General features: G+C 43.1%; 21 protein-coding genes. 5 read left to right on the top strand and 16 right to left on the bottom strand.

All coding sequences use genetic code 11. The features are described from left to right. Positions 1-551 precede the first annotated feature (551 nt). The 12 genes from NC238_10020 to NC238_09965 all read right to left on the bottom strand — a co-directional run bounded on the left by NC238_10020 (position 552) and on the right by NC238_09965 (position 12,775). The gene (locus NC238_10020; GenBank protein MCM1566266.1) at positions 552-767 is read right to left on the bottom strand and encodes a hypothetical protein; all 216 of its coding nucleotides are present in this window, start codon (positions 765-767) and stop codon (positions 552-554) included. Positions 768-904: 137 nt separating this feature from the next. Continuing rightward, positions 905-1,618, bottom strand: a complete 714-nt coding sequence (locus NC238_10015) for a hypothetical protein (protein ID MCM1566265.1) — start codon at positions 1,616-1,618, stop codon at positions 905-907. A 15-nt stretch (positions 1,619-1,633) separates the two neighbouring features. Continuing rightward, positions 1,634-2,965 carry a hypothetical protein gene (locus tag NC238_10010; GenBank protein ID MCM1566264.1) on the bottom strand — a complete coding sequence of 444 codons (1,332 nt, stop codon included), beginning with the start codon at positions 2,963-2,965 and terminating at the stop codon, positions 1,634-1,636. Positions 2,966-3,115: 150 nt separating this feature from the next. Then, positions 3,116-3,640 carry a hypothetical protein gene (locus NC238_10005; GenBank protein ID MCM1566263.1) on the bottom strand — a complete coding sequence of 175 codons (525 nt, stop codon included), beginning with the start codon at positions 3,638-3,640 and terminating at the stop codon, positions 3,116-3,118. 1,521 nt (positions 3,641-5,161) lie between these two features. After that, the gene (locus NC238_10000) at positions 5,162-5,911 is read right to left on the bottom strand and encodes a hypothetical protein (GenBank protein MCM1566262.1); all 750 of its coding nucleotides are present in this window, start codon (positions 5,909-5,911) and stop codon (positions 5,162-5,164) included. Positions 5,912-6,616: 705 nt separating this feature from the next. Next, positions 6,617-7,741 (bottom strand): hypothetical protein, encoded by a 1,125-nt coding sequence (locus NC238_09995; GenBank protein MCM1566261.1) that lies wholly within the window; start codon positions 7,739-7,741, stop codon positions 6,617-6,619. Between the two features lie 238 nt (positions 7,742-7,979). Next, entirely contained in the window at positions 7,980-8,411 is a 432-nt protein-coding gene (locus tag NC238_09990; GenBank protein MCM1566260.1) for a hypothetical protein, read from the bottom strand. A 19-nt stretch (positions 8,412-8,430) separates the two neighbouring features. Continuing rightward, positions 8,431-9,294, bottom strand: a complete 864-nt coding sequence (locus tag NC238_09985; GenBank protein ID MCM1566259.1) for a hypothetical protein — start codon at positions 9,292-9,294, stop codon at positions 8,431-8,433. Positions 9,295-9,354: 60 nt separating this feature from the next. Beyond that, on the bottom strand, positions 9,355-9,837 hold the full coding sequence (locus NC238_09980; protein MCM1566258.1) for a sigma-70 family RNA polymerase sigma factor: 483 nt from the start codon (positions 9,835-9,837) through the stop codon (positions 9,355-9,357). A gap of 243 nt (positions 9,838-10,080) precedes the next feature. After that, positions 10,081-10,542, bottom strand: a complete 462-nt coding sequence (locus NC238_09975) for a hypothetical protein (GenBank protein MCM1566257.1) — start codon at positions 10,540-10,542, stop codon at positions 10,081-10,083. A 440-nt stretch (positions 10,543-10,982) separates the two neighbouring features. Then, on the bottom strand, positions 10,983-11,564 hold the full coding sequence (locus tag NC238_09970) for a hypothetical protein (GenBank protein ID MCM1566256.1): 582 nt from the start codon (positions 11,562-11,564) through the stop codon (positions 10,983-10,985). Positions 11,565-12,295: 731 nt separating this feature from the next. Further along, the gene (locus NC238_09965; GenBank protein ID MCM1566255.1) at positions 12,296-12,775 is read right to left on the bottom strand and encodes a sigma-70 family RNA polymerase sigma factor; all 480 of its coding nucleotides are present in this window, start codon (positions 12,773-12,775) and stop codon (positions 12,296-12,298) included. A 168-nt stretch (positions 12,776-12,943) separates the two neighbouring features. Between NC238_09965 and NC238_09960 the strand changes: the two genes are divergently transcribed. Beyond that, positions 12,944-13,528, top strand: coding sequence for a sigma-70 family RNA polymerase sigma factor (locus NC238_09960; GenBank protein ID MCM1566254.1), 585 nt, complete (start codon positions 12,944-12,946; stop codon positions 13,526-13,528). Then, positions 13,528-15,090: a hypothetical protein gene (locus NC238_09955; protein ID MCM1566253.1), complete on the top strand. Its 1,563-nt coding sequence runs from the start codon at positions 13,528-13,530 to the stop codon at positions 15,088-15,090. Before NC238_09960 ends, NC238_09955 begins: the two co-directional genes overlap by 1 nt. 71 nt (positions 15,091-15,161) lie before the next feature. On the opposite strand, the gene NC238_09950 is transcribed toward NC238_09955, so the two are convergent. Next, positions 15,162-15,506, bottom strand: coding sequence for a type II toxin-antitoxin system HicB family antitoxin (locus NC238_09950; GenBank protein ID MCM1566252.1), 345 nt, complete (start codon positions 15,504-15,506; stop codon positions 15,162-15,164). Between the two features lie 25 nt (positions 15,507-15,531). Further along, the gene (locus NC238_09945; protein ID MCM1566251.1) at positions 15,532-15,750 is read right to left on the bottom strand and encodes a type II toxin-antitoxin system HicA family toxin; all 219 of its coding nucleotides are present in this window, start codon (positions 15,748-15,750) and stop codon (positions 15,532-15,534) included. A gap of 171 nt (positions 15,751-15,921) precedes the next feature. Between NC238_09945 and NC238_09940 the strand changes: the two genes are divergently transcribed. Then, entirely contained in the window at positions 15,922-17,904 is a 1,983-nt protein-coding gene (locus tag NC238_09940; protein MCM1566250.1) for an ATP-binding protein, read from the top strand. Here the strand turns inward: NC238_09940 and feoB are convergent. Beyond that, the gene (gene feoB / locus NC238_09935; GenBank protein MCM1566249.1) at positions 17,869-19,989 is read right to left on the bottom strand and encodes a ferrous iron transport protein B; all 2,121 of its coding nucleotides are present in this window, start codon (positions 19,987-19,989) and stop codon (positions 17,869-17,871) included. The two genes, NC238_09940 and feoB, sit on opposite strands and share 36 nt — an antisense overlap. Then, the gene (locus NC238_09930; GenBank protein MCM1566248.1) at positions 19,980-20,246 is read right to left on the bottom strand and encodes a ferrous iron transport protein A; all 267 of its coding nucleotides are present in this window, start codon (positions 20,244-20,246) and stop codon (positions 19,980-19,982) included. The genes feoB and NC238_09930 overlap by 10 nt, the downstream gene beginning before the upstream one ends. Positions 20,247-20,432: 186 nt before the next feature. Between NC238_09930 and NC238_09925 the strand changes: the two genes are divergently transcribed. Continuing rightward, positions 20,433-20,675 carry a 4Fe-4S binding protein gene (locus NC238_09925; GenBank protein MCM1566247.1) on the top strand — a complete coding sequence of 81 codons (243 nt, stop codon included), beginning with the start codon at positions 20,433-20,435 and terminating at the stop codon, positions 20,673-20,675. After that, positions 20,672-21,238, top strand: coding sequence for a 4Fe-4S binding protein (locus NC238_09920; protein MCM1566246.1), 567 nt, complete (start codon positions 20,672-20,674; stop codon positions 21,236-21,238). The genes NC238_09925 and NC238_09920 overlap by 4 nt, the downstream gene beginning before the upstream one ends. Positions 21,239-21,655: the final 417 nt, after the last annotated feature.

The raw sequence follows: 21,655 nt of genomic DNA, 5'->3' as shown, positions 1-21,655 counted from the left end.
CTATATGCTTGCTGGCGCCAACAAGTTTTTGCGGATTTACTACGGCAAAGTCAAGGAACATCTATCCCAATTACAGGGGTTACCTGATGGGTCATCCATATCCATGAAGGTTTAGACAAACAGAACAGAATAGCCAGGAGCCAAGAGCGGTTACCCAAAAAATTTCCTTCCTAACCACTCTACTTTGTTATGCCCCAGAATGTCAATATCTACTGTCCTTTTTTTACCTTGTGAAACAGCTAAAAAACATCTTGACTTTTATTAGCAGGTTTGCGGTTGTATGGAAAATGCAAGAGGGGAATCTACGCACAAACGAAAATTTTGTACAGATTTGGCCTGAAATTGGCTTGAATTACTCCTGAGAGGACCTGCAATTTACATACAAGCGAAAAAATTGAACCGGCAACTCTCTGAAAACACATACAACCGCAAAAATTGTACAGACTGCCCAAGATGGCGGCTGCCCTGCCCCTCTCGCGTTTGATTTACGCCTAAACTAAATGACATTGCCTTTCTTATCTGTTGTTTAGGGTGAATTCTCCTGAAAAGTCTCAAAATGAGTCGATATTCAAAACAAAGAATTGGTAGGATACCGGGGAAAACAATACAAAGGTATCCTTTTCTGTTGTGGAATTTACGATTAAATATTTGGCGTCGATTTTCTTCGGCAAAGTGATGTACTGATACTCATTGTTGCCATTGATAGCCAGCAGTTTATTTTTCCGGGAATGATCTGTGCCCAGAGCAACATGGCCATTGCTTCCCAAGGGGTGAAAATAACCTTTCGATGAGGTTTTTAGCAGTTGCCAATCTATAGAGTTCTTATAATCAAGAGAGTAGAGCGTATAATAATCTTTTATTCCGGCGTCTCGGCTAAATCTATATGTTCGTGCAGGGCAGGCTCCTACTTTTTTTGTTCATATGAATCTTTCAGCAAATTGGCGGGCTGGCTTTCGTCCGTTCGATAAAGCACGACTTCAAACTTATCTTCCAATCCATGGTCCAAAGGATAAGCTGCCAGAAGGGAGCAGATTTTAGCCTGCTTATCAGAGGAGAAATCGGATATCTCATCTAATATGCCGGAAGAATTGGAAAGAAAACGAGAAAACAACTCTGCTGCGGCTGCCTCTGTATAAGCGCCGTCGGATTCCAGCAGATAAAAGAGTAGGTTCCTGTTGTCATACTGAGAAATATGTGACAAGCTTTCGGGAGTGTAGGTTCCGGAAGTGATGCGGAATTCAACAAGGCCCTCTTCCGCCGTCCAAATAAGAATATCTTCCTGTGAAGTAACTTGATAGATTGAGTCAATCTGCGAAAAGTCGTCATTGATGGTGATTTCCCGCGAGGGATATTCCCGCTGGAAGGCGCTGGAATAAAATTTCAGATACAAATGCTTGCCGGCGATTTCATAATCGAAATGGTGATAAGCATCCATGGAGTCGGCCACAACAAAAGAGGCATATAAAGAATCGGGCTTCAGGTCAAGGGTATGAAGGACTATACGGTCTTCAAGCCTGGCAGGGCCGTAGAAAATAGACAGGTATGATAGGAGCACTGCCAATGGGATACCGATGAAGACAGAATATAGAAGCTTTTTTCTGCGGGGCAAAGGAGACATTGATTTGCTACCTTTCTATTCGACATTGCCTATGAGAGGCCATTGTTCATAGATATCTCTTAAAAGCGTTAGCGTATCATTGATACTGAGGCTATCCAATACCGGCTCAAACTCACTTTGAAAATCATAGTTGCATGGATAGTAACAAAGCAAATTCAATACCTGCTTTTGTTCTTCCCGCTGCAGCTTTGAGATTTCTTCCAATAAAGCGGACGGGGAGGCGAGAAATCGGAGGTATAGCTCATAGGAGGCTGATTCTGCATAGGCGCCGTCAGCGTTTAGGGCATATCTGAACAACTTTTGATCGGAATAATCCTTTAATTGACTGATGGAATCATAAGTGTATTCGATTTCCTGATCTTCTTCCAGATCCTCCCCAAGGGGCAGGTTTGGTGCAGGAGAGAAAACAGGCAAGGACACCGTAATCGGAATACTATCTCCGATGACATAGCCCTGTTTAAGACTGTTGATAAGAAAATGCCTCCGTTCCTGTCTCCATTCCTTTAAGCTTAAGTGGCCTTGGGCCAAAAAGACCTCCAGGCTGCCGCTTTCATCGCTAAGTACAGCGGAATGGCCTTTAACCGTGCTAAAGGTGCCTTCTATTTCTTTCTTATCCAATATCTTTAATTGGCCTTGCACAATAAAGATTTTTGCTTCTTCATCAGGAGGGGGGGGACTGGCCGCCAAGACTTCAGCCACTGTAGCAGTTTGGGGCTTGAAAACTGAATATAGGTCTATCGTCCGATAATTGTAAGCAAGACCGGACATAATTTCAAACTCAGCGCTATAGTATTGGGGATCATGCGTATATTTGTAAACAGAGCCGGTACAGCGATGGCCGTTTATATTTGTGCCTTCCGTCCATTCAATACTTTCTTCAAGCCTTTTATCTGATGCGGCGATATGGGCATTAAAAGCCTTTTCCGCCTTACCCATGGTACCGGCCTGCCCATAAAAAGCGGCGGCATATTGAAATAGTTGGGGTAAGCCGGTTTCGATAAATTCTTCATCTGAGCTGAATTGCTCAGCCGGCAGCCTCAGAGATAAGTGTAAATATTTTTCTCCCTCAAAACCGGCGGTGGTCATTCTGCCACTAATTCCGTTTTCACCCTGAAACTCAAAGGAAGAGTATTTCCCCACCGTCTGAGAATCAAAATCAGCAGCAGTTACAGAAGTGGTATCAGGGGAGCGATACTGGGTGATCTCCAAGGGTATACCGGCATCATTGATGGCCTGGGTGAATGCTTGCTCGTCCAAAGGAAAGGCAGGCCCTTCACTATCGGGTGAGCCGCAAGAACTTAAAATCAGAATAAAAAAAAGCAGGAATCCTTTTTTGAGGATATTCATTATAACGCCTCCCATTTTTATGCTGTCTATAATAGAAGAGTTTTGCATCAACTATGTATAAAATTCTCCTTTTATCTTGTATATCTCTTCAATAGGTGATTTTGTTACAGGGAAAATGAAAAAACCGAAAAAATTTTATTCTTTATTCGGCTATATATAGCTCACAACAAAGAAACTTTCGCCGTCTTCTTCCGTAAACGTAAAACGCACAGGCCAGTAAATAGTCTGGAATGAGCCCAGCTCTTTGTTTTCTGAGAGGACAAATCCCTGATCTTCAAGGGTAATATCAAAGCGATTGAGATGTTGGTAGAAGTGGATAAAATCTGTTTGATTGCCGGAAATAAGATAAGGGGTGTCTCTGAAGCATTCATTTGATAAATCGTTGATGCGTTCATCGGAGATATGTTGGAGGGGGAGCGGAATTTCTAAATAAGAATAAAATCGTATCATATTAGGATCAGCGGAATCGAAAAAACGCTTGCTCATATTGGAGAATAAATAAGCGTTTGATGTGTTGGAAGCCTTCGTAATGGCAAAGCAGCTTATGTTTCCGTTTATCGTGATGAAAAATACAGTGGCATTTTTAGTCTCAAAAAATTCATATTGAAATGAGGCTTCAGGTTGTTTTTCCAGCCGGAAGTAATTACCCGTCAGATTCTCATCAATTTTTTCCATAAGTTTCAGCTTCGGCAATAATAAGTTGAGTTCGCTTTTTAGCCAGGCCGTATTCTTGAAAGAATAAAACCGGGTATATTTGAAGGTGCTTTCGTTGTAGGGAAAATAGTCGTTGCTGTTTGCTTTAAGTAAAATCGTTGGAATGCTAATGTAAGTGTTGCTGAAATAATCTTTGGCAAGGAGCTCCCGGCGGAAGCCATCTTTACCCCAAAAAGAATAGGGGATCAGGCACAATAAAATTAAAAGGAAGATAAAAAATATTTTATGCTTAAGGTTTCTTGTAGACATCATACACCTCAATCGCTGCTAATCTCAGATTTCAGCAACCATTGTGTCATCATCAAGCCAGTTTAGCCGTGTTTCAGCAATGGCCTTGCCAGGAGTTTATCTTCTGATATTTATCGTATTCGTTTTCTTTGCCGTAAAATGGGATGTCTTTGATTCGGTAAGATATATGGCGCAACAATAGTCAAACTATTCAGTATGCTTAGAAGAAAATATATTTTATTCTTTTTATTCACCTTTATTAGTTCATATAGGCGTTAATAACCTCTTGATACAGCTCCATATATAGATCAGTATTCTGCTCACCCAAAGATAAATCCCTTGCAGAATATTCCTGTACGCTCAGGTTTTACCATTCTATGCCATATTTCTTTGGCTGTCCAGCAAGGTAAACGAATAGTCAAGGCCAGCATTTAAAAACCAAATGTAATACTCTCCGCGCCTTTATGCTCATAAGCTTTGACAGGATCGGGGCTTTTCCCTGTTATTCGGTGATAGTATATAGGTATTGTTTTCGCTTGAATGCACAAAGCCACAATCGGCATTTTCCCCTGCTGAGCTATCCTCTCCAATTGCAGCTTTATAGAACAGGCTCTCATAATCGCCTGCGGATGTATTATTAAGAGTCACCCTAAATAGTGTCAGATGTACCTCAGCCACTTCATATAACCCCCCCCCATAAATGCAATCATTTTCAAAGATACTATCCAGGGATGATTGTCCGTACGATATAAGTAATAAATCACGTTGTTAGTGCTTCTGCTTACCGACTATTATATTCATTAGAAGTATCTCCTGTATCCGGACATTTTTTTAACGTCGATAGACCCAGGATGATGAATATCAGTGATAAAAACAGCATGAAAGTCGCAAAATGAATATTTGTAACAAAGATAAGAGTAAAGCCAATGAAGGGTGAAATAAAAACTACTGCCAGGAATAAAAGCAATCCGGAGAATACTGGGATTGTTATATTAATGTTGGCATTAACGATCATTGCGATGGATGTGAATAAGGTGGAACTCCAGTAAAAAATCAAAAACTTAATGATTACTTTATTTTTGTTTTTGAATAGATACCAAAGCCAGATTAACAAAAAAATCAAAGTCACAAATAAATTATAGGATGTAACCCTATTGATAATCGTAGCATTTAAATTAAAAAGTAGAGAAAAAATTTCTGAGAAAATTAATAGCATAATATTTTCTCCTCGAAGGAAGATGTGAATTTTACACCTTAATCTACCTGGGTGATACGGAAGAAATTTTCATTATTAATAGAACTTAAAAATAGTTTTAATGGCTTGGTCTGTTTGAATTTTGATTCTAACTTCAAAACATATCCGTCTTCATCGAATTCAATATCAAACGCGCTTATTTCTTTATAAAACTCAATAAATTGCTCAGGGTAGCAGGAAATCTTATAGTCGGTATCAAAAAAACAAATTTCTCCGACTATCCTTTGATCATCGATTAGGAATATAGGCAACAGAACTACTTCAGCCTTATATAAATCATAAGGCTCTACCTTTTCTTCATAAAAATCAAAGCCCATATTAAAGAAACGGTAATAAGATGTGCTTGCTGATACCACCTTGACAATTGAAAAATAGATAATCTTATCCTCCTTAGTTAATTTTAAATTAATTGAATTATTCGATTGCGAAATATCTACATTATAATCATTAGGAGGCTCGTCATTTAAAAGAATTTGATCTTTTTTTTTATTAATGATTTCATATAAGTCACTTAATGAGACGGAAGAATAAAAAATAGTTTCTTTTAATCTTTTTGGATGAGGCGGGTTAAATTCATAGCTATGGGCATTTGATACGCTAATCGGTATAACTAAAGTATATTTGCCGAAGTAATCTTCGGCTATAATAGTATCTTTATGAATTGTGTTATTTGTAAAATAGCTATGTAAAATAATAACTGGCACCAATAGTAGGAGTATAAATATATAAATTGTTTTAGCTATTTTCATTCAATTACCTTCCTATCTATTATCAGTTATCGTTAAAAAGGCTATCAATTAAATTTTACCAATTAATAATATTAAAGGCAAATCAAGTAGGAGGCTGCCCATTAGTTGTGCAACGGACCTCTCATACCACCGTAAGTGCCGTTCGGCATACGGCGGTGTTAAGTATCTCTTGGCTATGCCATCGCAGCCTATGGATACAAGGCATTCGTTTGTTAGTGATGTAGACAGAATCCAGCTGCCGGCAACTCGCGAATAACCTAGGCGGTTATTCGCCCCTTCCCAGTCTTTCCGGATACTCTCCGTTTCCAACGTACCCTTACCGAACTAACCAGCTTTACCTGTTTTCTGTTCTTTCTGCATTGTCTCACCTCCCTCTCGCTTGAAGAATCTCCTTACCGGTAGAGAGGGATTTATCCTCTCTACCGGTACTATAGCCTCTGCTGACTTCTCACCATTTAGCCGTTCATCACTGCATGGATTCGGCCAGTGTCAGAGGTATCCTGTCTTTTGCCACCTGGTGAGACCTAGCCGGGTACGAATAGTAACTTTCCTCCCATGTAACCGCTGTATTTACACCACGAAGTTCTGGCAGTATTTAACTTCGTTTTGTGTGGCTCGTCCCGCAATTGCCTTCTATGCAGTTTCTGTTCGGTTCGGGATTTTGCCTCCGACTTCCTTCAGATTCCGCATTGCTATATAATGATGCTAATAGTTTAGTTTATACCATCCGCCGAAGGCGTTTATTGCCGCACTAGATACATAAACGCTTCGATAACCATCCCATCCATAATGTACTCTATAAGATATCTCATCAGTGACAGTATCATAATTATAGCCATAACATACAAATGCATGGTCTATATTACCTCCTGTTGGCGATTTCCAGTTACCAAAGAAAACAATGGGTCTATTGCTGTATAAATTTGAACTCAAAGTCGTATTAGGCATAACTCCAAATCCATATGTATGGGATGCAAAAGTATAACCTCTGCTTGACATGTAGTTTTTCATAATAGACGGAAGTGTTTGTGGAAAAGTAGAATCAGAGATGCCAAAATTTCTTATTTCTTGAGGTAAAGAAGTTCTAATATTCCATCCACCGAATACATAACCTCCATCATGTGTGCTAGACATAAATCTTTGATCATTACCATTGATTTTATAGTGGTAGTGAAGTATCATCCCTCCAGCAATGTAACCACATACTCCATTTGAGCCGGGTGGAACATAATAACCACAACCGATCAAATTATAGAAATATTGAGAATTACCTACGTTGACGCTTGTTATTGCTCGAGAAGGATAAATATTATCCTCGCTAATAGAGAAGCTGAGATTGATTTCATCTCTTTTATTTAATAACTTGGTGTTCATTTCATTGGAACTTTCTTTAAGGGTAGTAATATGATCGGAAGTCAAAATATTTCCTGTTATTGTGTTGCTATAGGTCCTATTTTCTAAATAATAATATTGAGTGGGGCCAGCATAATAAATGTTATCTACTTTTGAATTGATATATGGAGAAGCTGCAGAATCGGAATATTCCAAAAACCTTCCAGATTCATTGTGGTAAATCATATATCCTGTAGGAGAGCATTCAACAAGTGTGTAGTTGTTTCCAGAAAAGTCTTTGAGCTCTTTAATGGTGACTATTTCTAATAGTTTTTCTGGGTCAATTTCATGTAATTTATTTTCAAAGATAATAGTTAATTTTTCCTTTTCTGCTGTTAGGTTATTACTATGGGCAAAGGTAGGGGCAGCCATACTACTGCACATGATCAAAAGTACAAGCATAAGACATAAACAAATGGCCCATTTTTTCTTACTCATTTTTTCCTCCTATAATATGCTATAATAATTCGTTCATATTCATTTTATCCAAGCTTTATAATATCATCATAATCACCTCCCAATTATTACTTCTGCCAATTTCCCCCTTTACTCTATACATCTCTCTAGCAGGTAGTTTTGTTACAGGAAAAATGAAAAAACCGGAAAAAATTTTTTCTCCGGTTTTTGCCAAGCTATTTTATAATATTTTCACCAATTTCTGCAGGTTTTTGCGACTCTAATAGCATTGGCTTGTATTAGATACTCCGGTCTGCGTATCGGAACCGCTGGAATTTTCGGCATAAGCAGTCAACGTTGCCCGGTAGGTAGTACCGGGAGAACCAGTAAAACTAAATTCATAAGCGTGGGAATAGGCATTACTTCGGTAGAAAGCAGGATTAGTACTGCCATGATAGGTTGTGACCGCAACCCAACTGGAGCCCGATTGTTTTTCAATAAGTATTTTTTGGGCGCCGATTTTGGTCATTAGGCCTGTGCCTGAAATGGAGAAAGAAACTGTCATTTTATTATTGCCATCGGCATTAAGAGAAATACGATAAGACTTTAGCTGGGGACTGGCCTGTACGCCTATCCAAGCCTGCAAGCTGCCTCCTCCAATAGATAAGCTCATCACCATAATCAATAAGATTGATAGCAATCGTTTTTTCATTTTAAAACTCCTTACTGTATCATTCCGGTATGGAATCGATTATTTTTTTTGCTTCTTTTTCTGTTAATTGACCGGCAAAGGTAAAGGTAAGATCGTCAATGACCCACATCACATTGCAAATATCCAGATTGAACACAATATAATACTCCCTGTCATTATGCTCATAAACCATGACGGGACCGGGATTTTTTTCTATGATTAAAGGGCCTGCTTCGCCTAATTGATGATCTACGCTGATAACTAGAGCCCTCGTTTCCCCCTCATAAATGGCTGAGTAAATAGCCATTTTTGAAAGCTGAGTCACTTCGATCGTAGATATTGATAAATCTTCTGGAATCCAGGCAGGACAGTGTTTAGAAGATATCCCGTTACTTTCCAAAGCTGCCTCCAAGGATTCATATGGTTGATCGGCAGTCCGTTCAGGGAAGATCATTTCCCCGGAAGGCTCCTCAGAAAAAATTTGCAGAATATCATCTTTCCAATAAATAAACTGCTGAAAAGGTTTCGTGCCGGTTACTTTGCCGGCCACTGCTGTCAGGCTGAAGGCAATCACCAATACGGCGGCAGCAGCCCTGAAACCATACCATGAAGGCGCCGGTTTTTTGAGCGGCTTTATTTTTCCGCTCTCTTCATCGGTGGAATCGGGAAAATTACTTTGGCGAAAATCTGCTTGAGCCTCTTCCATAGAAAAATCCATAGGTACAGGATCAATTTTTTCCAAGAGATCCAAATAGTTTTTCACTAATTCCTCATCAAAATGATCAACCCCCATTTTATCGATGATTTCTTCTAAGTTCCTGATCAGGTTATCTCTATTTTCGCTAAAGCAGTCTTGCTTTAGCTCTTTGTCGGTATATAGTTTGGACAGCTTATTTTCCGACATCTCATTTATACCCCCTCATTATCTACATTTCCTGAGGCTATCATTTTGTTACGGCCAATTTTAAAATAAATCATCTTTTCTTAAAAAGTCTCTGCATTTATTTAGTGCACGGTAGACTCGGTTTCGGCAAGCTGCCGCGGAGATGTTTAGCCGGGAACTGATGGTTTCATAGGATAAATCCTCCTGAAAACGCCAGACCAGCAACTGATACTCTTCTTCCGAAAGATGAAGGGGCAGTAGTTCCCAGAGCCCTGACCCCTGGGGAAGAGAGGGTATATCCAGATAGCTGGCAAGGTATTCTGTTCTATTATCCTTTCGTTTTCGATGGTTATTCACTAGATTATTTGCAGTCACGTATAGCCAGCCTGTCGGTTTGTCGTGGCCGTAAACCTCATCTATTTTTGAGCATAATATGGCAAAGGCCTCTTGAGCTAAGTCATAAGCCAGTTCTTTATCTCTGGTGCGGTGATAAAGGTAGCGGTATAAATCAATAAAATGTTGGTCAAACAACTGAGACAAGAAGTGTTCTTGGTCTTGATTCATTATCTCACCTCCTGTTTCATATATTTTACATATTTAGCCAAAGTCCTCTAAAATTTGCAATGAAAAGTAAACGTTTACAAAAAGTTTGCTTTCTAAGGTTAGATTTGACCGGCGGATTTAAAACTAAAGGGGCCGGTTCAAATGAGCCGCCCCTTTAGGCTGAAGAAACCTGACTAATGGTATTTTTTAAAGCTACTACTGAAAAAGAGTCAGTAACGGCTGGAAAATCATTTCCCCTCGAGATTATTCCACCATATTCGCCCTGACTTGAAGTACATTTATAGCTGGATATACAAGTACTAAATTAATGCAAACTCCTTGAAGTATCCCACGAAGAGCTAAGGGAATATATTGTCCCAATGAAGCAAGGCCATCTAAATCATAGAGCATTAACATAACTCTTATTACGCATAATAGAACCGAGCAATAAACAGTAGATTTTGCAATTAAGTGAAAGAGTTTTACCGCTTTTGCATTCTCGACGGCTGATATGCTGTGTTTTTTTAAAAGCAAAACCTTAATAGCCACAAGAAATGTCTTGAGGCCATTTACTGAAACAATGACAGCAGTAATGATAAAAATAAAGAAAAGAATAGTTGGCCAGTCAAATAAAATTTGCAGTGCTATGCTAAGATTGAAGTTCGCTATTAGTGCCGCCATAAAGAAGATAGCCAAACTGGAAAATAGAACTCCTAAAATAAACATCTAAACACCTCCTATTGGTTTGATACTCATTACAGAAAGGCACGCCTCTTTACCATTTTATACTATGTTATTTTGACTGTCTAGCAAGGTAAACGGAATGCTCAGGGCCAGCATCTAAAACCAAATACAACTAAATCCCCCCTTTTTTATGGATGGCCCTACCACCTTTTTCGTTCTTCGTAGATATGCACGGATTATCTTCTTGTTTTCTCAAGTCCAAGTTTTTGAAGTGAATTTTCAAATTGATTGTATTATTATCATTAATAAAATTCATGAACTCATTTTCGTTATGCAGAATATTTTTCACTCACATTAAATTTGATGCATAGCATGCTATGCATCAAATTTAATGTGGAATCTGTTGTGATACGTCCTATAAAATGGCGTTCCAATTTTATTTAATGACTAATTATTAAAAATTAAACAAACACAATATATATTTATACATATAAAACTGTGCCATTTGCGCTACACCCAATTTTTAGTATTCCATTCCAATAAAATATGACATCCTTAGTAAATGCATAGCTTACACTTGCATATGCACTTAGCGTTTTGTACTCACTATCATAACTTTTAATGAAATAATTTACAATTGCTCCTGATGGGATGTCATAAGAAGCAGACATCAGTTGACATCTCACATATCGGATTGTTGTATTTGGGTCTTGATAATATTGAAACTGAGCACTGATATTCACTGTAGCATTGCCACTTGGATTTGAAACTGATCTACTATATTGAACAGTATGAATGTCAACTCTGGTGATAGTATCAATTATTCTTGTAAGGTCTTCTAATAAAAAGGTTCTTGCTAAAACATTTTGTCCAAGTTCATTAGTATATAGTCTTTCGTTAACCTTAGTAGCACCGGATAAAATACTATCTTCTTGAACTTCAAATGCTACATTTAACTGCTTGGAATATTCAATATTACTAGAAGCATATGCAGGACTAGCAGCAGAAAACATAGTAATTATCAATGCCCACATAATGATTTTTAAACTAAATGACTTTTTCATAATTACCTTCCTTTCTTTGCAAGACAGCGATATAACATAGTGATGTCTCTTAAAAAAATCTGACTTTCCTAAAGCACTTGTTATAAATTCTACATATTACCACCATCCCTTCTACGCCCTTTATAACATAAATGTCTTGAGGCTTACTTCTCTCAAACAAAAGAACTCTTTGGCATCTTTAAGGCATCTGCTCGTTTGCACCTCCTTGTCCTGCCAATTTTACCCTTTACTCTATATATCTCTCCAGCAGGCAGTTTTGTCACAGGGAAAATGAAAAAACCGGAAAAATTTTTTCACCGGTTTTTCAGCTGGCTTTTTTATTGGTGTTCCGAGAATACCCGTATTATGTATCTCAATAGCATTGGCTTGTGTTGGGTACTGCAGTCTGCGCATCGGCGCCGATGGAATTCAGCATAAGCAATTAGCGTTGCCCGGTAGGTGACACCGGAAGAACCGGTAAAATTAAATTTATAAGCGTGAGAATAAGTATTGCTTTGATAGAACGCAGGATTAGTACTGCCATGATAGGTTGCTACTGTAACCTAGCCGGAACCTATTTGCTTCTCAACGAGTATGAGAACCGATTTTAGTCATTTGACCTATTTTCGCTAAAGCAGTCTTGCTTTGGCTCTTTGTCGGTATATAGTTTGGACAGCTTATTTTCCGACATCTCATTTATACCCCCTCATTACCTATATTTCCTGAGGCTATTGTTTTGTCACAGGAAATTTTTAAAATAAATCATCTTTTTTTAATAAGCCTCTGCACTTATTTAGTGCACGGTAGACTCTGTTTCGGCAAGCTGCCGCGGAGATGTTTAGCCGGGAACTGATGGTTTCATAGGACAAATCCTCCTGAAAACGCCAGACCAGCAACTGACACTCTTCTTCCGAAAGATGAGGGGGCAGCAGTTCCCAAAGTGCTGATTCCTGAGGCTGTGAGGGCGTATCCAGATAGCTGGCAAGGTATTCTGTTCTATTATCTTTTCGTTTTCGATGGTTATTTACCAAATTATTTGCGGTCACGTATAGCCAGCCGGCCAGATTGGTGTGGCCGATATCATCTATTTTTGAGCATAATCTGGCAAAAGCCTCTTGAGCCAGGTCATAGGCTAATTCACTATCTCTGGTGCGGTGATAAAGATACTTGTATAAAGCAATAAACTGTTGGTCAAATAATTGAGACAAGAAGTGCTCTGGTTCTTTATCCATTATTCCACCTCCTGTTTCATATATTTTACATATTTGGCTAAAATCCTCTAAAAATTGCATTAAAAGAGCAGACGTTTACAAAAAATTTTCTTTTCTATGGTCAGATTTGACCAACCGTTTACGAATGGATATAGTGAAGTGATTATTTGAAGCAAAGAAGGTGAGCCTTTGATTGGTGATGGGGATTTAATCCGCCTGCTGCGGGATGAGCCGGAAAAGGGGCTTGCGGATATGATGGATAATTATCTGGGTTTCGTTTATACCATCGTATCAGGCAAGCTGGAGTCTGTAGCTGGCAGGGAGGATATCGAAGAATGCACCAGCGATGTTTTTTATGCTGTATTTCAAAGCCGCAAAGCTATGGATGCCTCGAAAGGCAGTGTCAAAGCCTTGTTGGCAACGGTAGCTAAGCGCAAAGCCATTGATAAATTCCGGCGGCTTACGGGCCAGGCAAATCAGCCCTTGCGAGGGGCCCTTCCTTTAGAGCAAGAGGAGCTATGGCCAAAGACTGAGGGCCAGGCGGCAGAAAATCAGGTGGAGGCAGCGGTAACGGCCCGGGAAACCGGGCGGGAGCTAGTCAGTCAGATCGAGGCCTTAGGACCGCCGGATAGCGAGATATTTATCCGTAAGTATTATTTTGGCCAAAGCACCAAGGCCATTGCCCAAGCCCTGGACATCAAGGAAAATACCATCGACAAAAAAATATCCAGAGGACTGGATAAGCTAAAACTGGCCTTAGGGGGTGTTTTGTAATGGAGGAGAAAATAAGGAAGCTTATGGAGCAATTGGATCAAGAAACAACGGCAGAGCTTTTGCAGGCAATAGAGCCCCGGGATATAGGAGGAGAAGCGGCAGAAATCGGCGAAGAGCTTGACGAGTTGGCTGCCAACCGGATAAAAAATAAAGTGTTTGCCAAGGCCGGTCTCCAGGCCCCGGATACGGCAGAACTCCTGCATACGACAAAGCCCCTGCATGCGGGAAAACCCCTGCATGCGGCGGAGCCTCCGCAGGCCCCGCAAGCGCAGAAAAACCGCAAAACTGCCGGCGGCCCATCAAAACTTTTATTTCAAAAGACCGCTCTTCTGGCAGCGGGAGTGCTGCTGTTTTTAGCCCTGTCTTTAATGAACTTTGACGTGGTCATCGCTGCCGTCAACCGCTTTTTCAGCTTTATCCCCGGCTATGGCATTGTGGAAAACCAGGCCGGGGCTGATGCAGGAGATGCTATCCTCTATGTAGCAGATAGCTTGCCCAGCGCCGAAAACCAGGAAGCCCGCCTATCCCTGCAAAACGCCGTTGCCGGCAAGGATAGCCTCACCGTTTTATTTGAGGTGGAATGGAAAAACCTGACGGAAGAAGCGCTGCTGGCAAAAAAGCAAGAAGAATGGGAGCGGCTGCAAAAAGAAGACAAGCTGACTCAGTCCAAAATCAGCCTTTACGCCGGCAGTCAAAAATATGAGGATTTTATGGGTTCCAGCGCCGGCGGCTCCAGGACGGAAAGCAGCGCTTACACGTATAAAGTGGCGGCGGCAGACATCAATACGGATACTGTTTACCGGCTGGAGCATGAAGGTCTGGGCTTGTCCCTGGAGTTTGCATTAAAAGATGTGGCCACCTTTGAGAAGCTGACGGATATTGGGGCCACCGACATTCATCATAATATTGCCATCACGGCCGTGCCTGAGTTTACAGAGGATCAGGTCACGGTGGAGCTTTATCCCCTCAACAAAAGCAATTACCAGATACAGTCCTTCTCCAGGGAATGGGAAAAGGGCTACGGCGGCCTGGATTTAAGGCTGCTGACCAGCAACGGCCCCAAAAGCTATACCCTGCCGGAAAGCTTCATGGGTCCTAATACGAAGTTCACCTTTGATCTGGAGCCGGAGGACCGGGATTTGGTGCTGGATATCCCCTTTATCCTGGTTCAAAGCAACGAGTACCGGGACATTAAGCTGCCTATTCCGGCAGCAGGAGAAAAGCTGACGGTGAATCAAAAAGTGGAGTTTGGCGATTGCACCATGACTATTGCCGATGTGGCCATAGAAAATGAGACTTTTGGCGATGAAAATGCCTTAGTAATGAATTTGAGCTACGACAATCAGTGGCCGGATAAAATCATGTCGGGGGCCAGTTTCATGCGAATTAACTTTATGGGCCGGCCTGAGGGCGGCGGTTATTCTATGATGCCGGATGAAAACGGTGTTATTACCCAGGTTTTCTTTGCCTTGGAAAAGGGCGACGGCAGGTCCCTGAATTTGCGGGTGATGAACCCCATCTATTACTTTACGGCGCCCTACCGGCTTTCGCTGGGGAAATGAGATAGGGCCGCCATAACCGTTTTCTATGATAGACAGCAAAAAGCCGCCCCCTTATGGAGCGGCTTATGCTTTCAGTTGCTTAATTTGTATAAGGTGTACTGATTGAGGGAAACACCTTCCTTTTCAGCTTCAATGGCAAGACGGGCATGTAGAGACTTGGGGAGTCTTACAACAAACTTACCGCTGAACTTGTCGCTATCCAATGGAGCGGGAACGGTAAAGCCGTTTTCAATTTTTGTCTCAATCCAGCCTTCCATAGCATCCATAAGGCCATCATAAGCTTCCTGAAATGTTGCCCCGGTACTTTGACAGCCGTCAAGCTCCAAAACTGAGGCATGGAAGTATGAGCCGCTTTCGTCCTGTATGGGTTTGATAATATAATTGTACGGGAGCTTCATATAATCTTGAGTGCTCATCATAAAACCTCCTTGTATATCAGATTTATATCCGACTTAATATGTCTTTGACGTATACGGCCTTAAGGGGATTGTCTTTCTTGATTGTGATAACGTCGCCGATTGCGTTAATGTAATGGCAATGGGAGCCTTTTTGCCTTGCCAGCCTGTAACCTTTGGCGGTTAAAACCTTAGCGGCTTCCGATATTGTTATACCGTTTGGTTGCCGTTTCATCTTTTCGATTATTTTATCCACACTTGCCATGCGTTATCACTCCCTTTATCTTCATAGTATCATATATAGTACTGTATGCCAAGGGTTATTATATTGTTACCGGCTTTATCTGGGAAGATAAAATCCGGCCGCACTATACAGGATTTTAAATATTGACTATAATAAAGGGAGGATAAGAATATTTAGATAAAGGTGAATGGCATGGACGAAAGAATGCTTAATGAAGAATACCTCACCCGGATGAAAGCCTCCATTGTAGACAGTTCCAACAATTTCATTGGTATTGCCGATCTGAAGGGCAGGCTGATCTACCTCAATAATGCAGCTTACGCCAAAATGGGCTATGGGCCGGAGGAACGGCCGGAATTTACAAGTATTGCCGACATCCATGCCAATGATTTTCACCACTTTGCGTTAAACGTTATTCAACCTATGGTATTTGAAAAAGGTTTCTGGAATGGCACCGGCTATTTGCGCCATAAAAACGGCAGCGTCATTACCGTCGCCCAGTCCGTCTTCCCCGTCTGTGATGAGAAAGGCGTTATATACGGCATTGCCGCTGTCATCAGGGATATTGCCGAGATACCGGCAATTAATAAACGGGTCAAGAAGGACAGCGAGCTTTTTCAAAAGGTGCTGGACTCGGCTAGAATAGGCATCGTTTTAATCAACATGAAAACCCATATAGTTGAGATGGTAAACTGTTTTATGCAGGAAATGCTGCAAATGAGGGCCGAGGAAATCATCGGGCAGAGATGCTGTGATGTATTGTGCCGGAGTTCTATGGATTTATGTCCCCATGTTAATGAGCGGGAACTGACCACCATCGTAACCGAAAGGGTTATTGAGCGGAAGGACGGCAGTCTGATTCCCGTTATTAAAACAGGTACCCGGATCACGATTGAAGACAAGGAATACCTGGTGGACAGCTTTGTGGATATCAGCCTTCAGAAAGATCTGGAGAAGAATCTTTTAGAGGCCAAGATCGCCGCCGAAGCCGCCAACCGGGGCAAAAGCGAATTTCTCTCCCGGATGAGCCACGAGATGCGGACCCCTTTAAATGCCATTGTGGGTATGGCCCGGATTGCCGGCTGCACCGACAGCCGGGAAAAATTGCAGGAAGCCATTAAAACCATTGAGGTATCCTCCCTGCATCTTTTGGATCTGATCAATGATGTGCTGGATCTGTCAAAGATTGAAGAAGGACGCCTGGATCTCAGCATTGAGCCTTTTTCTCTGGCGGCAATGGTGGAAAAAATCAATTCGTTGATTAGGGAAAAAACCAGGGAGAAGGATATTCGCTTTGTTATCCGGGCGGATGAAGATATACCCCAGACTTTGGTGGGAGATTCCATGCGTTTATCTCAGGTATTGCTGAACTTTCTGTCTAACGCCGTTAAATTCACGCCGGAAAAAGGCGGGGTTGAGTTGAAGGTTTCATTGCAGGGGGTAGAAAATAATAAGGCCCGGCTGCTGTTTTCGGTTAGGGATAATGGCATGGGCATTTCCCGGGATCAGTTGGAACGTTTGTTCCATCCCTTTGTACAAGCCGATGGTTCCATTTCCCGCAGGTTTGGCGGTACAGGGCTTGGGTTGGCTATCAACAAACGGATCCTTGCTTTAATGAACTCCGATATCTCTGTAGAAACAGAGGAAGGCCAGGGATCTTGCTTTTCCTTCGGCCTGGATTTGCCGGTGGCTGCCGCCAGTCCCGCAGGTGGTACGAGACCGGAGGAATTGGGGGAGATCAAAAATATTTATGCCGGCAAACGGGGGCTGGTGGTGGATGATGTGGCGCTGAACCGGATCGTGACATTGGAACTTTTGGCGGAAACCGGTATGGTCATTGATGAAGCTGCTAACGGGCGGGAGGCCATCGACATGGTGGCGGAAAATGCCTATGATATCATTTTTATGGATGTGCAGATGCCAATAATGGACGGCTATGAGGCCACAAAACAGATTCGCGCTATGGAAGGGCCGGCTAAAGATACCGTTATCATGGCCGTAAGCGCCAATGTGTTTAAAGAAGATGTGGAAAGCAGTTTAAAGGCGGGGATGAACGCTCATATAGCCAAGCCCCTTAATATCAAGACGCTGATTTCTACGATCAACTGTTTTTTGGATAATCCTAAAAATTATGATGCCTCAGAGGATGAACAAGTGAGCGAAGCCGTTGATTAACAGGCAGAAGCAAATACCGATTGCCGTAGGCAAAAAGAAAGCCAGAAGGGCCCAGCGCCAACTCTGGGTTTCTTTTTTTATGGTTAAAAATGTGGTGGCGCAGGGGAAATGGAAAAGGCAAAAGACCATGGCGCATAAAGCGGTGACCCAAGTCCAGCCGTTATCCAGCAGCAAGGTTTTTAAGGCCAGCAGGCTATCGGCATCCGTTAGGCTTGCGCCTGCTCCATAAGTCATAATAATCAAAGGAACCACAATTTCGTTAGCCGGAAAGCCCAGGATGAAGGCCATCAGAATTACGCCGTCCAAACCCATCAACCGGCCCGCCGGGTCCAAAAAGCCGGTGAAGTGGGCCAGCAGCGTTTGGCTGCCCGCATTGATGTTGGCTAAGAGCCAAATAATCAGGCCGGCCGGAGCGGCGGCAACCAAGGCCCGGCCTAAGACGAATAAGGTTCGGTCAAAAACGGAGCGGATAATCACCTGATGGAATTGGGGCCGGCGGTAAGGCGGCAGTTCCAAAGCGAAAGAAGAGGGGATACCCTTGAGAAGCGTATGGGATAAAAAGGCCGATGAGAGAAAGGTCATGAGAATACCCAGCAGAATAAAAGCGGTCAGCAAAATGGTGAGACTAAGGGAGCCGGTGGCGCTCATGCTGAAATTGACGGTAAAGAACATGGTAATGATGGCGATGAGAGTAGGAAACCGGCCATTGCAGGGCACCAGGGAATTGGTTAGGACGGCAATCAGCCGTTCCCGGGGAGAATCAATGATACGGCAGCCGATAACGCCGGCGGCATTGCAGCCAAAGCCCATAGCCATGGTCAGGGCTTGTTTGCCGCAAGCGCCGCATTTCTGAAAATAATGATCCAGATTAAAAGCTACCCGGGGCAAATAGCCGGCGTCTTCCAAGAGGGTAAACAGCGGAAAGAAAATGGCCATAGGCGGCAGCATTACCGAAACCACCCAAGTCAAAGTCCGGTAAACTCCTTCCACCAGCAATGAAGAGAGCCAGGCGGGAAAGCCCGACAGAAGCCGGGACAGGCCGTTTTCCAAAGCAAAAAATAAATGGGAAAGGGCAGCGGAAGGATAGTTGGCGCCAACGATGGTAATCCAGAAAACTAAGGCTAAAAGGGCCAGCATCAGGGGCATGCCGGTAAAACGGCCGGTAATCCAGTTGTCGATGAGGCGGTCCCGGCGGTGACTGTCCTCCCGGATGTGGCGGACAACCTTAGCGGCGATGGCTTCTGCTTCTTTGACCCCGGCGGCCGTGATTTCATCCCGGAGCCGGCAACTGTCGTAGCCGGCTTGGGCTAATTGACTGTGCAGCAGGTCTAGCTGCCGGGCAAGCTCCGGCAAAGCTTCAATATCCAGGGCGGCTTCTGTGGCCAGGGATTCCAGAAAACTGCCGTCTTTGTCCAGCAATTGCAGGGCCAGCCAATGCCGGGGCAAGGCGGGAGCCAAACCATCCAAAAAGGGCAGCAACCTGCTGATAGCCTTCTCTATGGGTTTGGGATAAGTGAGCCTGGGAATAAGGGGCCTTTTGGCTTTCTCCGCTTTGGCTTCCTCTTCTTTTGTTTCTTGGGACAGGACGGCGGCCTGCTCCATCAACTCGCTTATTCCCCGGCCGGCCCGGGCGCTGGCTCCCACCACCGGCAGGCCCAGCAACCGGGAAAGCTGGGGTAAATCCAGAACAATTTGCTTTTTGGCCGCTTCATCCAGTAAATTGACGCAAACCACTATGTTTTGGGTAATTTCCCTAATCTGCAGCACCAGGTTTAAATTTCGCTCCAGACAAGTGGCATCGCAAACCACGATAACGGCCGAAGGACTGGCGAAGCAGAGGTAGTCTCTGGCTATCTTTTCTTCCACAGAGTGGGCCGATATGGAGTAAGTGCCGGGCAGATCCACAATCCTCCATTCCCTGCCGCCAAAAAAATGCCTGCCTTCAGCGCCGGCAACGGTTTTGCCCGGCCAGTTGCCCGTATGCTGGTGCATGCCGGTCAGGCTATTGAAGATGGTGGATTTGCCTACGTTGGGATTACCGGCCAAAGCAATAACAGGGGCGCTTAATCCAGCATCTATTGCCATGGCCGGGCCTCCCTTTCAATTAAAATATGCTGAGCATCTTCCTTGCGTAAAGCAATAACGGCTCCCCGTATATCATAGGCCATAGGATCGCCGCTGGGGCCTTGATGCAGACAGCGGACCAATGTGCCCTCCACCAGGCCCAAATCCTGTAAACGGCGGCGCATAGAGCCTTGTAAAGCCGACGAACGAACCAGACCTCTGCTGCCGGGGAGCAGCCGGCTAAGCGGAGTAATCTGGTTTTCTATATGGTTATCCATAAAATCCCCTCCCGGAATCCAGCTTCTTCTTCCCAATTTATGAGGGGTACTGCGGTTTGGTACGTTGTCTAACAGCAAGAAAAAGCCTCCGGTGATATTGTCACCGACTTTTCTGCCGGTTTTTTTGTAGGATTATTTCATTATTGATGTAAAGCATATAAAGCATATTTAAGAAGGAGGAGCAATATGCAGAAAGATAAAATCTCCAAGGAGAAAATTTCTAAAGAGAAAATCCCTAAAGAGAAAGCCAGAGTGCCCCGGGACCAATGTGTGGCCTGCGGTTGCTGTTTTAGTGTCTGCCCTCAAAAAGCAATAGCAATAATAAAGGGCGTGTATGCGGCTATCGATGAAAGCCTGTGTGTGGGCTGCGGTTTGTGCCTGCGGGCCTGCCCGGCTTCTATCATTGAAATGGTGGAGGTGCCGGCATGAAAAAACATTGGTATGATTATCTTTGGCTATTCTCGGCTGCCTATTTGTTTCTCGGTTTTTTTAATATTCTTTTTGCCTGGGCGGGCCTGCTCTGTTTTTTTATCCCGCTGATTATCGCTATAACGAAAGGCAGCAAGGCCTACTGCAACCGCTATTGCGGCAGAGGCCAGCTTTTTGCTCTGTTAGGCGGCAGCCTGGGCCTTTCCCGCCAAAAAGACATTCCCTCTTTTTTGCGCAGCGAGCAGTTCCGCTACGGCTTTTTGGCCTTTTTCTTCACCATGTTCTTTCTTATGCTCTTTGCCACCTGGCTGGTTTTTGCCGGTCAGCGCAGCCTCAGTGAGGCGGTGACCTTGCTGTGGAGCTTTAAGCTGCCCTGGCATTGGGCCTATCACGGCACGGCTGTGCAGCCCTGGGTGGCTCAATTCGCCTTTGGCTTCTATAGTGTGATGCTTACCTCCACCACCCTGGGCCTGATTACCATGCTGCTCTTTAAGCCCCGTTCCTGGTGTGTTTATTGCCCCATGGGCACCATGACGCAATTGATTTGTAAAGCTAAGGCTTAGCTGACTGTTCAAAAATCGAAGTTGTGTGATGGAATATAGGGTGGTTTTTAGTGATTTGAGGAAAATATAACTGCACAACTTCGATTTTTGAGCGGCCGGCACAACCTCCAACCCGATCAACCCGGATTTATGCCCGGATAGACTTCGTGAGTTTATCACAGAATAAAAAAGCAAAAAGCCATATAATACAGACGTAAACACAAGAAACAGAACAATCCGCAAGAAGTTTTAAGCGGTTCATTTTATAAACTCAAAAGCAAGTTTTAGGCGGCCCGTTGCTATAGACCTGTATCAAAAAGTCCAGCTAAGAATTGTCAATAGGAAGGTGAAAAGAAAAAAAGAGAGTGTGGGAGGAAAAAAGAGCAAGGGAAACAGGCCTTGTGGATAACAAGACAAGAGGTAAGATAGTTAAGCAGT

This window comes from Dehalobacter sp., assembly GCA_023667845.1.
Classification (GTDB): domain Bacteria; phylum Bacillota; class Desulfitobacteriia; order Desulfitobacteriales; family Syntrophobotulaceae; genus Dehalobacter.
Note: the sequence above shows the minus strand (reverse complement) of the source record. Positions and strands in the feature narration are given on the sequence as shown.